This window comes from Pseudomonas sp. MD195_PC81_125, assembly GCF_014060985.1.
Taxonomy (GTDB): Bacteria; Pseudomonadota; Gammaproteobacteria; order Pseudomonadales; family Pseudomonadaceae; genus Aquipseudomonas; species Aquipseudomonas parakoreensis.
In genome coordinates, this window is sequence record NZ_JABULD010000407.1 from 1 (window position 1) to 15,306 (window position 15,306).

Consider the following 15,306-nt stretch of genomic DNA (forward strand, 5'->3'; position numbering starts at 1 on the left):
CAGCTCCCACAGGAGTTTCGCCGGCCATAGACTTTGTGGAAGCTCACAATCCTTGTGGGAGCTGGCTTGCCAGCGATGGCGTCCTTGCAACCACCACCAGACTTGAGGGATGTTTGCTAGCATTGCACCCTGATCAATCCAGATCAGCCACGAGTGCTCTGCATGCAACTCCCGGACATGAACCTCTTGGTCGCTCTCGACGCCCTGCTCGACGAGGGCAGTGTGGTCGGCGCTGCGCGGCGGATGAACCTCAGCCCTGCCGCCATGAGTCGCACCCTGACGCGCATTCGCGAAGCCATTGGCGATCCGATCCTGGTGCGCGCCGGTCGTGGCCTGGTACCGACCCCCAAAGCCCTCGAATTGCGCGAGCAGGTGCGCGATGTCGTCGAACAGGCGGCGCTGCTGTTTCGCTCCGCCGACAGCGTGGAATTGGGTACCTTGCGGCGGCGTTTCAGCATCCGCGCCAACGACTTTTTCATCGGCGTATATGGCGGCAAGCTGTTCGATACCCTCGACCAGCAGGCGCCGCACTGCGAATTGCGCTTCGTTCCCGAAGGCGATGGCGACGACGAAGCGCTGCGTGAAGGACGGATTGATCTGAGTGTCAGCAACACCCGTCCGGTGACCCCGGAAGTCAAAGTGCAGAACCTGTTTTCCACGCATTTCGTCGGTCTGGTACGTGAGGATCATCCACTGCTCGACGGCGAAATCACTGCCGAGCGCTATGCCGGTTACTCACATATCAGCATGTCGCGCCGTGGCATTGCTCGCGGCCCCATCGACACCGCGCTGAACGCCTTAGGCCTGGAGCGGCGGGTGGCGGTGATTGCGCCAAGCTTCCACGCGGCGATGTTTGCCTTGCCCGATTCCGACCTGATCCTGCCGGTGCCCAAGGAAGCGTTGCTCAGCGTGCGGCGGCTGGGCTTGAAGCTGCGTTCTTTCAACCTGCCGATCCCGTTGCCGACGCTGATGCTGACCCAGGCCTGGCACCCGCGCTTCGACAAAGACCCGGCACACCGCTGGCTGCGCGAAACGCTGAAGGCCTGTTGCGACGAAACCTGGCTGGCCGCGCAGCCCTGAAGGGCCAAAAGATCGCAGCCTTCGGCAGCTCCTACAGGGAAGCGCAGTCTTCAGGAGCTGCCGAAGGCTGCGATTTTTTGCATTAAACAATTGTGTCTGACGCACTTATAACCTGCCGATAAGTCAATTTTCGTCAGCAGTAAGCCTTACTAAAATGCTCCGGTATTTTTCCCCCGGAGTGTGTATTCATGACATCCCTGACCGTCCCGGCGCCCGTCGCTGCGGCCAGTCCGGCGACGGCGGCCACGCCACCGGTGTTTGGCGCGCGGATCATCACCGGCCTGGTCGGCGTGCTGCTGGCGGTGCTGGTCTCGGGCCTCAACGAGATGGTGACCAAAGTCGCTTTGGCCGACATCCGTGGTGCGCTGAACATCGGTTACGACGAAGGCACCTGGCTGGTGTCCTGCTACGCCGCGACTTCGGTGGCGGCGATGGCGTTTGCGCCGTGGTGTTCAGTGACGTTTTCCCTGCGCCGCTTCACCCTCTGCGCGATCAGCCTGTTCACGCTGCTCGGCGTGCTGTGCCCGTTCGCCCCGAACTACGAAAGCCTGTTGCTGATGCGCACCCTGCAAGGCCTGGCCGGCGGCGCGTTGCCGCCGATGCTGATGACCGTTGCCCTGCGCTTTCTGCCGGCCAATTTCAAACTTTATGGCCTGGCCGGCTATGCGCTGACGGCGACGTTCGGCCCGGGTCTTGGCACGCCGCTGGCCGGATTGTGGAGCGAATACGTCGGCTGGCAATGGACGTTCTGGCAAATCATCGTGCCGTGTCTGATTGCCATGGCGATGGTGGCCTGGGGCATTCCGCAGGATCCGCTGCGCCTGGAACGCCTCAAGACGTTCAACTGGAAAGGCCTGCTGCTGGGTTTTCCGGCGATCTGCATGCTGGTGATTGGCTTGCTGCAAGGCAATCGGCTGGACTGGTTCGAATCGAACCTGATCTGCGCATTGCTCGGCGCCGGCTCGCTGTTGCTGCTGGCGTTTCTGATCCATGAATGGTCGCAGCCGATTCCGTTTTTCAAGCTGCAGATGCTCGGTATTCGCAACCTGGCGTTCGCACTGATGACCCTGGCCGGGGTGCTGGTGGTATTGCAGGCGGTGGTGCTGATTCCGTCGAGCTATCTCGCGCAGGTGCAGGGTTATCGCCCGGTGCAGACCGCGCCGATCATGCTGATCGCGGCGTTGCCGCAGCTGATCGCGCTGCCGCTGGTGGCGGCGCTGTGCAACCTGCGCTGGGTCGATTGTCGCTGGGTGCTGGGCATCGGTTTGAGCATGCTCACTCTGTCTTGCCTGGGCGGCTCGCTGCTGACTTCGGAGTGGATCCGCGACAATTTCTACGTCCTGCAATGGCTGCAGATTTTCGGTCAGCCGATGTCAGTACTGCCGCTGTTGATGCTCTCCACCGGCAGCATCCAGCCGCAGGACGGCCCGTTCGCTTCGGCGTGGTTCAACACGGTTAAAGGCTTGGCGGCGGTGATCGCCACCGGCGTCATCGAGGCGCTGACCACCGCGCGCCTGCATTTCCACTCGACCATGTTGATCGACAACCTCGGTAATTCACCGTTGGCCGATCGCAGCGATCCGGGCCTTGCCCATCGCCTGCACGAACAGGCCGTGGTGCTGACGTCCTCTGATCTTTATGTGTGCATGGCCGGCGTCGCGGTGGCGCTGATCCTGCTGATTTTCTGGCTGCCGACGCGGATTTTCCCGCCGCGCGCGCCGACCTGACTGCTTCACAGATACCGAAGGTTTTTATGACGACTCAAGCAAAGCAAAAACTCGCGGTGGCCGTGGCCGCCGCACTGGCGGTCGGCGTGTTGCTGTACCTGGCGGTGCCGGGACTGTTCGGCAAGCGCACCCAGCAAAATACCAACGACGCGTTCGTTTCCGCCGACTACACGTTAGTGGTGCCGCGCGTGGCCGGGTTCATCAAGCAAGTGCTGGTGGAAGACAACCAGCAGGTCAAGGCCGGGCAATTGCTGGCGTTGATCGATGATCGTGATCTGCGCGCCGCCGCTGAAGCGGCCGATGCGCAAACCCTGGTCGCCCGCGCCCAGTTGCAAAACGCCAGGGCCACGCTGGAGCGGCAGACCTCGGTGATCGCTCAGGCGCAGGCCTCGGTGGTCTCGGCCAAGGCAGAAATGGCCTTCGCCCAGCAAGAGCTCAATCGCTACAACCACCTCGCTGGCGTCGGCGCCGGCACGGTGCAGAATGCGCAACAGGCGCGCACCCGCATCGATCAGGCAAGCGCGCGGCTCGATACGGCCAGCGCGAAACTGGCGGCCGAGCGCAAGCAGGTGGAGATCCTCACGGCGCAACGCGATGCCGCCGAAGGCAATCTGAAGCATGCGCAAGCGGCACTGGAAATCGCCAGTTTCGAGCTGTCCTATACGCGCATCACTGCGCCGCAGGATGGCATGGTCGGCGAGCGTGCGGTGCGCGTCGGCGCCTATGTCACGCCGGGCAGCAAGTTGCTGGCGGTGGTGCCGTTGCAGCAGGCGTATGTGGTTGCCAACTTTCAGGAAACTCAGCTCACCGACGTGCAACCGGGCCAGCAAGTGCAGGTGCACGTCGACAGCCTCGGCGGTGAGGCCTTGAGCGGTCGCGTCGAAAGCATCGCCCCGGCCACTGGCGTGACATTCGCCGCGGTGAAACCGGACAACGCCACGGGCAACTTCACCAAAGTCGTGCAGCGGATTCCGGTGAAGATCGTGCTTGAGTCGGGTCAGCCATTGGCCGAGCGTTTGCGGGTGGGCATGTCGGTGGAGGCGAGTATCGACACTCGCCGTTCGGCGTCGGCGGAGCGCGAGGTGACTCAGCAATGATTCTGGGTAAAAACCTGTGGCGAGGGAGCTTGCTCCCGCTGGATTGCGAAGCGACCGCAAAAATCGCGAGTGCTACGCACTCGAGCGGGAGCAAGCTCCCTCGCCACACAAGTCTGTTTCAGTCACTTGTTGTGGTGAGCTTGTTTGGCCTCAGCGCCTGCACCGTCGGCCCGGACTTCCACAAGCCTGAAGCCCGTCAGATCACCGACTGGGCCAAACCCGCCAAGTCCGCCCCCAGCCAGGCCGTCAGCGAACCGCTGAACGAACGCTGGTGGGAGGTTTTCCACGACCCGCAACTCTCAGCCCTGACCCAGCGGGCGATGAACAGCAACCTCGATCTGCAGCTGGCCGGCAGCCGCTTGCAACAAAGCCGTGCCGCGCGCCAGGTGATCACCGCGGAACGCTACCCGACCACCGCCGCTACCGGCAGCTACGCGCGCAAACGCAACAGCGGCGAAGGCCTGAATGACCCGTCCGGGCACAACGGCGATTCCGCCTTCAACCTGTGGGACGCCGGTTTCTCCGCCTCGTGGGAACTGGATGTCTGGGGCCGCGTGCGCCGCGAGACCGAGGCTGCCGATGCCAACCTCGAAGTCGCCGAAAACGACCGTCGCGGCGTGCTGCTCGCGGTCCTCGCCGACACTGCACAGAACTACATTCAGCTGCGCGGCGTGCAGAACACCCGCGCGGTCACCGAGCAGAACCTCGATGTCGCCCGGCACAGCCTCAAGCTGTCGCAACTGCGCCTGAACGACGGGGTGGCGACCGATCTGGACGTCGCCGAAGCCGCCGCCCAGGTCGCGGCCATCGAATCGCGCCTGCCGGCCCTTGAGCAGCGTCAGTCGCAACTGATCAACGCGATCAGCCTGTTGATGGGCGAAGCGCCCCAAGCGCTGGCCAAGGAGTTATCCACAGATGCCGCGGTGCCGCAGTCACCGCTGCAAGTCGCCATCGGCCTGCCGTCACAGCTGGCCGAACGCCGACCGGACATCCGCCAGGCCGAGGCGCGCCTGCACGCCGCCACTGCCAACATCGGCGTGGCCAAAGGCGACTTCTATCCGCGCATCACCCTGTCCGGCAACCTCGGCTCGCAGGCCATGCAGCTGAGCGATTTCGGTTCCTGGGGCTCGCGGGCTTTTGGTATCGGCCCGCAATTCAGCCTGCCGCTGTTCGACGGCGGACGGCTGCGCGGCATGCTGCAACTGCGCGAAGCCCAGCAACAGGAAGCGGCCATCGCCTATCAGCAGACCGTGCTGCGCGCCTGGCATGAAATCGACGACCAGTTGACTGCCTACAACGCCAGCCAACGCCGCCGCGACAGCCTCGCCGAAGCCGTGCGGCAGAACCAGATCGCCCTGCGCACCGCGCAGCAGCAGTACGTCGAAGGCGTGGTCGATTTCGTCAACGTCCTCACCGTGCAAGGCGCGTTGCTGGCGACTCAGGAGCAGTGGGTGGAAAGCTCGACCGGCGTTTCGCTGGCGATGGTCGGGTTGTACCGGGCGTTGGGCGGGGGCTGGGAGTCGGTGTATCCGGCGGGGGAGATGGCGCAACGTTGATTCTCGCACCCGAATGATGGCCTTTCGCTTGACGCTATTCCCCGCTGTCGTAGACTCCGCTCATCCGTCAGGGAGTAGCGGTTATGCAGCGTTTGCGCGGTTGGGTTATCGGATTGACCTTTGTTACGTGTGCAGTTCAGGCGCAAACGCCCGGGCCAGACGATCCGCTGCTGGATAACGCAACGCCTGCGACAGCCACGGCGAGCAGTGAGGCGCGGGGTGTGTTGCGCGCTCGGGATCAGGCGACGCTGGCCAGTGAGTTGTCGGGGCGGATTGTCGAGTTGCCGTTCAGCGAGGGCGAGTCGTTTAAAAAGGGCGATGTGCTGGCGAAGTTCGATTGCTCGGCGTATCAGGCTCAGCTCAATGCCGCCCAGGCCGCCAGCCGCGGTGCCGGTGAGGAGCTGGCGCACAATCGGCAACTGGCGGCGCTCAATTCCGTCGGGCGTTTCGAAGTGGCGCGGGCCGAGGCCAAGGTCAGCGAGACCCAGGCGCAATCTCAGGTTTATCAGGTTCAGGTCAAACGCTGCAGCGTGGTTGCGCCGTTCGACGGGCAAGTGGTCGAGCGTAAGGTGCAACGCTACGAAAGTGTGCCGGCCGGCGCGCCACTGCTCGATGTGGTCGACAACCGTACCCTGGAGATCCACTTGCTGGTGCCGTCGCGCTGGATGGCCAGACTCAAACCCGGCCAGACCTTCAGCTTTATCCCCGACGAAACCGGCCAGCCGATCGATGCCACGGTAAAACGACTCGGTGCGCGGATTGACGAAGGCAGTCAGACCCTGTTGCTGGTCGCCACACTTCCCGAAGCCAAGGGCTTGCTCGCCGGCATGAGCGGCACGGCGCATTTTGCGGAGCTTAAATGAACGCCCCGGTGGCCGGCGGCGCCGAACAGGTGTTTGCGCCGTTTCTGGATCTCGAACGACAGACACGCGCTGCTCGCGATGCCTCGCAACTGGCCTATAGCCTGGTCAACGACGGCCAGGCGCTGTTCGGGTATCGCCATGCGGCCTTACTGATCGCTGGCAAGGTAAAGGCGGTGACTGGCGTCAGTACGGTCGAGCCGAATGCACCGTTTGTGGCATTCGTCGAGCAGGCGGTGGCGCAGTTGTTCAAGCAGGATGGATTGAAGATTGCGCGGGTCATCACGCCTGAGCAGGTGGGCGAAGCGATTCAGGCTGACTGGCGCAGTCTGTCTGCCGCTCAAGTGTTCTGGCTGCCACTGATCGACCGCGAGGGCGAGGTGTTCGGCGGTTTGTGGCTGGCCCGCGATGTGCCGTGGAACCCTTCCGAACAAGTGCTGCTGTCACAACTGGGCGACACCTACAGTCATGCGTGGCTGGCGTTGCAGCCGCGCAAGCCGTGGCGGCTGCGCTGGACCCGCAAGCGTCAGGTGGCGCTGGTGGCGGTGCTGTTGCTCGGGTTGTTGATCCCGGTGCGCCAGTCGGTATTGGCGCCGGCGGAAGTCGTGCCGCAGGGCGGTCGCGTGGTGGCGGCGCCGCTGGACGGGGTGATCGCCGAGTTTCTGGTCAAGCCCAATCAACCGGTGAAAGCCGGCGACCTGCTGCTGCGGTTTGAAAGCACCACCCTCAAGGCCCAGGCTGATGTGGCCGAGCGTGCCTTGGGCGTGGCGGAAGCAGAACTGAAATCCAACTCGCAACGTTCGTTTGCCGATGCCGAGTCCAGTGCCAGGGTCGATTTGCTCGCCGCCCGTGCCGAGCAAAAAACGCGCCGAGCGCGATTACGCCCGCGAGTTGCTGGCGCGTAGCGAAGTGCGCGCCGAGCGTGACGGGATCGCAGTGTTCGCCGATGCCGAGCGCCTGACCGGCAGACCGGTGCAGACCGGCGAGCGGTTGATGGAAATCGCCGACCCGAATCAGGCCGAACTGCGCATCGAACTGGCGGTGGGCGACGCGATTGCGCTGGAACCGGGCGCCGATATTGCGTTGTTCCTCGACAGCGATCCGCTGCAACGCCACACCGCCAGACTTGAGCGTTCGGCCTATGAAGCGCAGCCCACCGCCGGCGGCCAACTGGCGTATCGACTGGATGCGAGTTTTACCGAGGCACCGCCGCGCATCGGCCTGCGCGGTACGGCCAAGATATTCGGCGACCGCGCGCCGCTGGCCTTGTACCTGCTGCGCCGCCCGCTTGCCGGTCTGCGCCAGAGCGTGGGTCTGTAAATGAATCTGCCGAGCCTGCGTGCCGACCTGCAACTGTCGCCCGCGGCGCCAGCACTGGACGGTTCACCGCGCTGGACCCTGGCCGATCCGGTGCGCGGTCGGTATTTCAAACTCGGCGCGGCGGCGATGCGCCTGTTGCGCCACTGGTCGCTGGGCGATCCCGAGCAAGTGCTGCGCGCCGCCAACCGCGAGCCGGGCCTGCCGCTGGACGGTGTCGAGTTGGAGCAACTGCTGACATTTCTGCGCGGGCATGACCTGATCAGCGCCCTCGACGATCAGCAGCGTGCCAGTTACTCGCTCAAGGCTCTCGCGCAACGGCAGAGCCTGTGGAAAATCCTGCTTCACCAATATCTGTTTTTTCGCATTCCATTGTGGCGCCCGGACGCTTTTCTCAATCGCGCGTGGCCGTGGCTTGAGCGCTTCGGACCACGACTGTTGCGCGTCGGTCTGCCGATAACGCTGGCGCTCGGGGTGTTTCTGGTTTCGCGGGACTGGCAGCGCTTTGTCGGCACCTTTCCGCACCTGTTCAGCCTCGGTGGGGCGCTCTCGTTTGCTGTGGCGCTGTTCTTCGCCAAGCTCTGTCACGAGTTCGGCCACGCATTCATGGCCAAGCGCGCCGGGTGTCGGGTGCAGAGCATGGGCGTGGCGTTCATGGTCTTGCTGCCGATGTTTTACACCGACGTCAGTGACGCCTGGCGGGTCAACGACCGGCGTGCGCGGCTGCTGATCGGCGCCGGCGGGGTGCTGGCGGAGTTGTTGCTGGCGTGCATCGCGTTGCTGGTCTGGTCGCTATTGCCCGACGGCCCGGCCCGGACGGCGGCGTTCATGCTCGCCAGTGCGACCTGGATCACCACGCTGGTGGTCAATCTCAACCCGTTCATGCGTTTCGATGGCTACTTTTTGCTCAGCGACCTGTGGAAGGTCGACAACCTGCAGGGCCGGGCCTTTGCCTTCTGTCGCTGGCGCCTGCGTGAGTGTTTGTTCGGCTATGGCGCTCCGGCGCCGGAGCCTTGGTCGCCGACGATGCAACGGCGTTTGCTGATCTGGGGGTATGGCTCGTGGTTGTGGCGTGCGGCGTTGTTTTTCGGGATCGCGCTGGCGGTCTATCACCTGTTCTTCAAGGTATTGGGGATTTTCCTGATGCTGGTGGAACTGGTGTGGTTCATCTTTCTGCCGATCATGAATGAGTGGCGTCAGTGGTGGAGCCGCCGCGAACAAGCGCATGGCCCGCGTGTGCTGGTCAGCAGCCTGGCGGTACTCGGCCTGTTGCTGGTGCTGATCGTGCCGTGGCGCAGCGCGGTCGAACTGCCGACGATGCTTGAGGGCGGTCGGGCCAGTGCGTTGCATGCGCCGGTGGCGGCGCGGGTCAAAACAGTCAAGGTCACGGACGGGCAGACAGTCGCTCAGGGTGATGTGTTGATCGAACTGGAGTCGCCGGATCTCGATTCGCAACAGGCCATCGTCCGCCGGGAAATCCAGATCCAGCAATTGCTGATGCGCCGACAGGCCGGTCGCAGTGAAACCGCGGCCGACGCCGGTATCATCGAGCAACGCCTCGCCGAAGCCGTGGCGCAATACCGTGGTCTGAGCGCTCGCCGCGAACGCCTGCTGCTGCGCGCGCCCCATGCCGGCACTGTGCGTGATGTGCTGCCCAATCTGACGCCGGGGCGCTGGCTGTCGAGCAAGGATGCGCTGGCGCGGGTGGTCGAGGACGGTTCGCGCCTGCGTGGCTATATCGCCGAAGCCGAGTTGTGGCGAGTCAAACCGGGTGCGACCGGGCGGTTCATCGCCGATGATCCGATGCATCCGGCGATCAGCGTAAAACTGGATGAAATCGATACCAATGGCGTGGCCTATGTCGATCAGGAGGCGCTGACCTCCGATCATCACGGGCCGATTGCCGTGCGTCGCGATCAACAGCAACGAGCCGAGCCTGTACAAGCGCAATATGGCGCGCGATTGACTACGCTGGATCAGCCGCCCACCCCGGTTCAACCGTTGCGAGGTGTGGTGGTGCTGCAGGGCAGCGGCGAGTCGGTACTCGGCGTGGCCTGGCGCCGGTTGGCGGCGCTGGGGGGTCAGGGAAAGCGGTTTCTAGGGAGCGTGAACATGGCGAGCAACGCGGGTGTGGCGGCAGACGGATTGGTGGTGCGACCTGCGCGGGCCACCGACGGGCCGTTTTTGCACCGCCTCTATCAGTCGGCACGCCCGGATCTGCAATGGATCGACGGCGAGCAGGAAGTGGTGCAGCAAGTGATCGCCCAGCAATTTCAGGTGCAGGAACAGGGCGTGGGTGAAAACCATCCCAACGCCATGCACTACGTCGTGGAAAAACTCGGCACGGCCATCGGGGCGCTGAGCACCGACTTCGGCCCCAATGAAATCCGCGTGTTGTACATCGCCTTCATTCCCCAGGCGCGGGGCAAGGGGTACGGCCGCGCGGTGTTGCAAGGCGTGCAAAAGGCCGCGCAGCAGGTTCGTTGCCCGGTGGCAACGGTGGTCTGGGCCAACAACCCCCACGCACGGCAACACTATCTGGCGTTGGGATTTGCGGTGGAAGAACGCAATCCGGCGGCGGAGCGGCTGGTGTGGTATCCGCAGTGAGGCGGGATTTCAGTTGAAGGACATGCAGAAGTAACCCAGTTGCGGATCCCGCCCCATCGCCGGCACTCGCGACACGAAAATATCTTCCACTCGCCCGAGTTCCGGCAGCTCCAGTGCGCAGAGGCCGTCGACGAACCCGGTCGGCACCAGACTGTTGAATTCGAGGCAGAACGGCATGCGCTCTCTGTAGCGGGTTTTCGCCGCTGGGACCTCATCAAGATGCTCGATCTGAATCGGCAATGCCGTGCCATCTGGCAGGTGCAGCGTGCTTTGCTGTCCGAGCAACGGCTGGACGTGTTGGATCTGAACCGCTTGCAGCATGATCTGACTCCGTTGAAAAAAGAACGGCCGGGGGCCGTGAGGCCCCCGACGCTTGTTCAGTTGCGCGAAGGGAATATCCCGTTCAGGGCAACGCTGAAGTTGACGACCAGAGAGGGGTTGACGATGGATAACGGCTGACTGCCGCCCGTGGAGGAAATGTCCCCGGTGACCGTGGTGGTCAGGCCTTTGATGGGAACCGGCGTGGCACCTTGGGCATCGGAATAGATGTTCGCCGAGCCAGGGCCGCCGCCGGACGCGCCGATGTACGAATTGGTCGCGGTGGGCACGGTCGCCGGATTGCTTGCAGGCACCGCCAGTTGCAGGGCGGTGTTGGCGGTAAGGCCGGTCATCGCGTGGGTGTGGTTGGGCATGTTGGCGATCGTGGCGGTGACGTTTTCCGTGCCATACACCTCACCGATGACACGCGGCGTCAGGCCCTGTCCGGTACCCTGTGCCACGGGCACCCGACCTTGCAGGTTGGGCAACTGAAAATTGGTCGTGCCGTTGCCGCCGTAGAAGGTGCCCAGCAAGGCGAACAATGCCTGGTATTGCGAGATGCCCAGGATTTGTCCGTTGCACAAGGCCCAGCCACTGGGGGCGAAGTTGAAGGCGAACGGTTGAATCGTACCCATAAAGACTTCCATGGTTCCTCATCCTTCTGTTATGTGGTCGGCGCGCCGCGCGGTAGCCTGGTTGCAGGGCAGGTCCACAGGCTGTGCTGACGCCTTGCATTTGCGCGGGCAGGTCACGCCACGCCGTAGCGTAGACCCGGATCAGCGGACTTGCCGGACGTCGTCATGGCCGCGCGTCGACTTCGCCTCTGGCCTACAGTGTGCGCAATGAGTGATGCTGGTTGTGGCTCGGTAAATCTGTAAGGGAAGGTTGATGGAAGCGCGTCGCGAGACTCCGCTGGGGGATACCCAGGACCCGTTTGCCGCACCGAACGCCGGTGTCCGGCGTCTATGGCGCTGGGCTCGCCAGCAGTGGCTGATACCGATTCTGTTGCTGGCGACGGTGGTGCGTTTTTATGACCTGACCGCTGCCGCGATCTGGGGCGACGAAGGCTCAAGCCTGCTGCTGGCGAACTATTCGCTCAGTGGTATCTGGGAGCACGCGGCGTTCGACGTGCATCCGCCGTTGTATTTCATGCTGCTGCACGGCTGGATCGGGTTATTCGGTGAAGGCATCCTGTCGATTCGCAGCCTCAGCGCTGTGGCCGGCATCGTCACGGTCGGGCTGGGTGTCTGCCTGGTCGATCGCCTGGCCACCCGCCGCGCAGCGATCATCGCCGGGGTGCTGCTGGCGTTGCTGCCGACGGCGGTGCGCTACAGCCAGGAAGTGCGCATGTACTCGCTGCTCGGCTTGCTCCTGATCGCTACCACACTGGCGCTGATCTGCTGGGTCAGGCGCCCGCAGCGCCGCCGGTATCTGCTGATCTATGCATTGCTGATGAGCGCGGCGTTGTACACCCACTACTTTGCAGTGCTGGCCGCGCTGAGCCATTGGCTGTATCTGGGGCTGATTCGCCTGCTGCCGGGTTATCGCCTGCGGCATATCCAGCGCAAGGACTGGTGGCTGGCCAATCTGGCCATCGTCGTGCTCTACCTGCCGTGGTTGCCGAACCTGCTTGATCTGACGCAACACATGGAAGAACTCAAGGTCGGTGGCGATGTGGGTTGGGAAGATCCGGTGACCCTGTCCTCGCTGCCGTCGATGATCTGGCTCTGGTTGATCCAGGACGACGGCGAGCATCTCCCGTTGCTGCTGTTCTGCGGCGTACCGCTGGCCCTGCTGGCGCTGGCGGGCGTGGCCGTGGCCCGCGACCGCAGCGTGAACCATGGCAGCGTCTTGCTGGCGCTTTACACCGGTATGCCGTTGTTGCTGGTGTTCGCGGTGTCGTTCATCAGCCCGGTGTTCATCGAACGTTACCTGACAGCCTATGCGCTGGGGTTGCCGATGCTGGCGGCGCTGGCCATTGACCGGTTGTACCGCCGCACTCGTGTGCTGGCAGTGACGATCCTGATGGCATGGGTCGGGGTTGAGTTGGTGGGTGTGAACACCAACGCCACGGTCGACCCGCACGATCAGTTCAACGTCATGGTCGATTACATCAACCGGCATTTCGTCAGCGGTGACCGGATCGTCACCAGCGACATGCTCTGGTACCTCAGTTACGTCTACTACAACCGCACTGACGCTCAGGTGCGGCTGTATACCCCGCCCGCTGCCGATGGCCGTTCGACGCGTCCGAATCACTACGGTTTCGGCACCCTGGTGTCCGAGGAGGTCTACCTGGACCGACTCGATGACCTGCCCAAGGGCAGTGCCCGGGTCTGGTTGATCGGCGATCTGGACGTGGACGTGCCTGACCCATTCCGACCCTTGCCGACGACTTGGCAACTGCGTGATCAGACCCATGCCGGTGGCGCAAATGCGCGACTTTTTTTCGTTGACCACTGATAACGGGACGACGGAGAAATGACTTAAACGCTTCACCATTTTTTTCGCGATTAAAACGGGCTTTCATAGTCCGTTTTGCTCTATTTTGATATCAAAACACTACTAGTCGAAAGGGTATTGTTGGACTACGCTCGTCGGACAAAAGGACTTACAAAGTAGGGTGAAGGGATTGCAGCAGTTCCACTTTATCTCCGGCTTGCCGCGCTCAGGTTCCACCCTGCTTTCTGCGATTCTTCTGCAGAACCCGCGCTTTCATGCCGGCATGACCAGCCCGGTCGGCGCGCTGTTTTCCGGTGTCCTTGAGCAATGCAGCGCCGGCAGCGAATTCGGCGCGGTGATCGACACCGACATGCGCCGGCGCCTGCTGCGCGGACTGTTCGATGCCTACTACGCCGACAAGGCTGACAAACCGGTGGTGTTCGACACCAACCGGCAGTGGAGTTCGCGCCTGCCGGCCATCAGCGATCTGTTCCCCAAAGCCAAAGTCATTGCCTGCGTGCGCAACGTCGCCTGGGTGATGGACAGCCTGGAACGGTTGTACCGCGCCAACCCTTATGAAAACACCAAGCTGTTCGGCGATGCTGTCGAGCGCAACACCGTCTACAGCCGCTGCGAAACCCTGGCCCAGCGCAATCGTCTGGTCGGTTTTGCCTGGGCGGCACTCAAGGAAGCCTATTACGGCGAGCACGCCGATTCGCTGCTGATCGTCGATTACGACTTGTTGACCCAAGCCCCGGAGCGCGTGCTGCGGCTGGTCTACGACTTCATTGGCGAGCCCTGGTTCGAGCACGATTTTGAACACCTGGCCTATGACGCGCCGGCGTTCGACCAGGCGCTGGGTGTGGCCGGCCTGCACAAGGTCAAACCCAAGGTTGCCCTGCAGTCCCGGCGCACGATTCTGCCGCCGGACCTGTTCAAGCAATACGCCGATCTGTCCTTTTGGCTCGATGGCTCAGCCAGTGCTGCCAATGTGATTCGTATGAAGTCCGACGCCGCGATCAGTTGATCGCGGTCGTTTTTCATTGATGCGTTTACAACTGTTCGAGTCCGGGTGAGCAACATGTGGTGGAGCAAGCAAAAGTCGCGGGTAACCGAGGGCCAACGGACGCTGCTGCGCCGCTGATCATGTCACTGGAACCGCGCATGCTGTTCGACGGCGCCGTCGCGGCCACGGTCGCTGACGCCGCCGCCCAGGCCGACAGCCATCCTGCAGCCGATGCGGCCAAGGCGCCGACGGCCGATCACCCGTCGGTCAGCAAAGACACCCACGGCCAGGCCGATGCCACGCCGGCTGCCAGTCCTGTTGCGGTACCGGGCCAGAGCGTGGTGTTCGTCGATGCCCGGGTCAAGGATGCCGACAGCCTGCTCAAAGGCGTCGCCCCCGGCGCGCAAGTGGTCAAGCTCGATGCAAGCAAAGACGGTTTGCAGCAGATCGCCGATTATCTCGACCAGCATTCGGGTGTCAGCTCGGTACAGATCATCGCTCATGGCAACGCCGGTGACCTGTGGCTCGGCAACAGCTATCTGTCGGCGGACAACGTCGCGCAGCGCAGTGCGCTGCTGGCGGACATCGGCAAGGACATGAACGTTGGCGGCGACATCCTCATTTACGGCTGCTACACCGCCGAGGGCGACCGCGGCCTGAGCTTCGTCGACTCGCTGGCACAATTGACCGGCCGCGATGTAGCCGCCTCGAACAACCGCACTGGCGTGGGCGGCGACTGGGATCTGGAAATCGCCACGGGCAAGATCGAGAGCGCCAACGTGCTGTCGACCCTGTCGATGAGTGAGTATCAGTGGGGCCTCGCCACGTGGACCGCCACCAACAACGCGAACACCGGGGTCGGCTCGCTGCGCGCAGCGCTGGCGTCGGCGCAGAACGGCGACATCGTGACCTTCAGCAGCGGCATGACGGTGCAACTCACCTCGGAATTGCTGATCAACAAGAACATCACCGTTGATGGCGACCTGAACAACGACGGGGTGGCGGACGTCACCCTCGATGGCCAGTACCGGACGCGGGTGGTGGAAATCACCTCTAGCAGTACGGTGACACTCGATGGTCTGGTCATTACTCGCGGACTGGTCTCGGGCAACGGCGGCAATGGCGGCTACGGCGCAACCGGCGCCATGGGCGGGGGGATTTTCAACGCCGGCATCCTGACCCTGAACAACGTTTCGGTAACGGGTAACGCGGCGGCTGGTGGTGGCGGTGGCGGTGGGGTCGACCGGGACATACTACGGCGGTGGCGGCGGCGGTGGCGGTGGCCTCGGTGGTCAG

10 protein-coding genes and 3 pseudogenes are annotated in these 15,306 nt (G+C 63.3%); 11 read left to right on the top strand and 2 right to left on the bottom strand.

Annotated elements, in window-relative coordinates; all coding sequences use genetic code 11:
- Positions 1 to 162 precede the first annotated feature (162 nt).
- The 8 genes and pseudogenes from HT737_RS16560 (at position 163) to HT737_RS31250 (ending at position 10,244) form a co-directional block, all read left to right on the top strand.
- Positions 163 to 1,080 carry a LysR family transcriptional regulator gene (locus tag HT737_RS16560; protein ID WP_007961495.1) on the top strand — a complete coding sequence of 306 codons (918 nt, stop codon included), beginning with the start codon at positions 163 to 165 and terminating at the stop codon, positions 1,078 to 1,080.
- A 188-nt stretch (positions 1,081 to 1,268) separates the two neighbouring features.
- Positions 1,269 to 2,807 (top strand): MFS transporter, encoded by a 1,539-nt coding sequence (locus HT737_RS16565; RefSeq protein ID WP_047290720.1) that lies wholly within the window; start codon positions 1,269 to 1,271, stop codon positions 2,805 to 2,807.
- A gap of 26 nt (positions 2,808 to 2,833) precedes the next feature.
- Complete coding sequence (locus HT737_RS16570) at positions 2,834 to 3,904, top strand: HlyD family secretion protein (protein ID WP_182403312.1); 1,071 nt, start codon at positions 2,834 to 2,836, stop codon at positions 3,902 to 3,904.
- A complete protein-coding gene (locus HT737_RS16575; RefSeq protein WP_182403314.1) occupies positions 3,901 to 5,460 on the top strand; it encodes an efflux transporter outer membrane subunit in 1,560 nt (519 codons plus the stop codon). The genes HT737_RS16570 and HT737_RS16575 overlap by 4 nt, the downstream gene beginning before the upstream one ends.
- 83 nt (positions 5,461 to 5,543) lie before the next feature.
- The gene (locus HT737_RS16580) at positions 5,544 to 6,323 is read left to right on the top strand and encodes an efflux RND transporter periplasmic adaptor subunit (protein ID WP_047290724.1); all 780 of its coding nucleotides are present in this window, start codon (positions 5,544 to 5,546) and stop codon (positions 6,321 to 6,323) included.
- Positions 6,320 to 7,640, top strand: a pseudogene (locus HT737_RS16585) (efflux RND transporter periplasmic adaptor subunit). The gene HT737_RS16580 and the pseudogene HT737_RS16585 overlap by 4 nt, the downstream one beginning before the upstream one ends.
- Positions 7,641 to 9,738: pseudogene (locus HT737_RS16590) on the top strand (biotin/lipoyl-binding protein).
- A gap of 11 nt (positions 9,739 to 9,749) precedes the next feature.
- The gene (locus tag HT737_RS31250) at positions 9,750 to 10,244 is read left to right on the top strand and encodes a GNAT family N-acetyltransferase (RefSeq protein ID WP_220459421.1); all 495 of its coding nucleotides are present in this window, start codon (positions 9,750 to 9,752) and stop codon (positions 10,242 to 10,244) included.
- A 9-nt stretch (positions 10,245 to 10,253) separates the two neighbouring features.
- Here the strand turns inward: HT737_RS31250 and HT737_RS16595 are convergent, their stop codons facing one another.
- Positions 10,254 to 10,565, bottom strand: coding sequence for a hypothetical protein (locus tag HT737_RS16595; RefSeq protein ID WP_182403318.1), 312 nt, complete (start codon positions 10,563 to 10,565; stop codon positions 10,254 to 10,256).
- A gap of 56 nt (positions 10,566 to 10,621) precedes the next feature.
- Positions 10,622 to 11,209, bottom strand: coding sequence for a phage tail protein (locus HT737_RS16600; RefSeq protein WP_182403320.1), 588 nt, complete (start codon positions 11,207 to 11,209; stop codon positions 10,622 to 10,624).
- A 241-nt stretch (positions 11,210 to 11,450) separates the two neighbouring features.
- Here HT737_RS16600 and HT737_RS16605 point away from each other — a divergent pair, with 241 nt between their 5' ends.
- The 3 genes and pseudogenes from HT737_RS16605 to HT737_RS16615 form a co-directional block, all read left to right on the top strand.
- On the top strand, positions 11,451 to 13,025 hold the full coding sequence (locus tag HT737_RS16605; RefSeq protein WP_182403322.1) for a glycosyltransferase family 39 protein: 1,575 nt from the start codon (positions 11,451 to 11,453) through the stop codon (positions 13,023 to 13,025).
- 160 nt (positions 13,026 to 13,185) lie between these two features.
- Positions 13,186 to 14,031 carry a sulfotransferase gene (locus HT737_RS16610; RefSeq protein WP_047290731.1) on the top strand — a complete coding sequence of 282 codons (846 nt, stop codon included), beginning with the start codon at positions 13,186 to 13,188 and terminating at the stop codon, positions 14,029 to 14,031.
- A gap of 54 nt (positions 14,032 to 14,085) precedes the next feature.
- Positions 14,086 to 15,306 (top strand): annotated as a pseudogene (locus tag HT737_RS16615) (DUF4347 domain-containing protein); the annotation flags it as partial.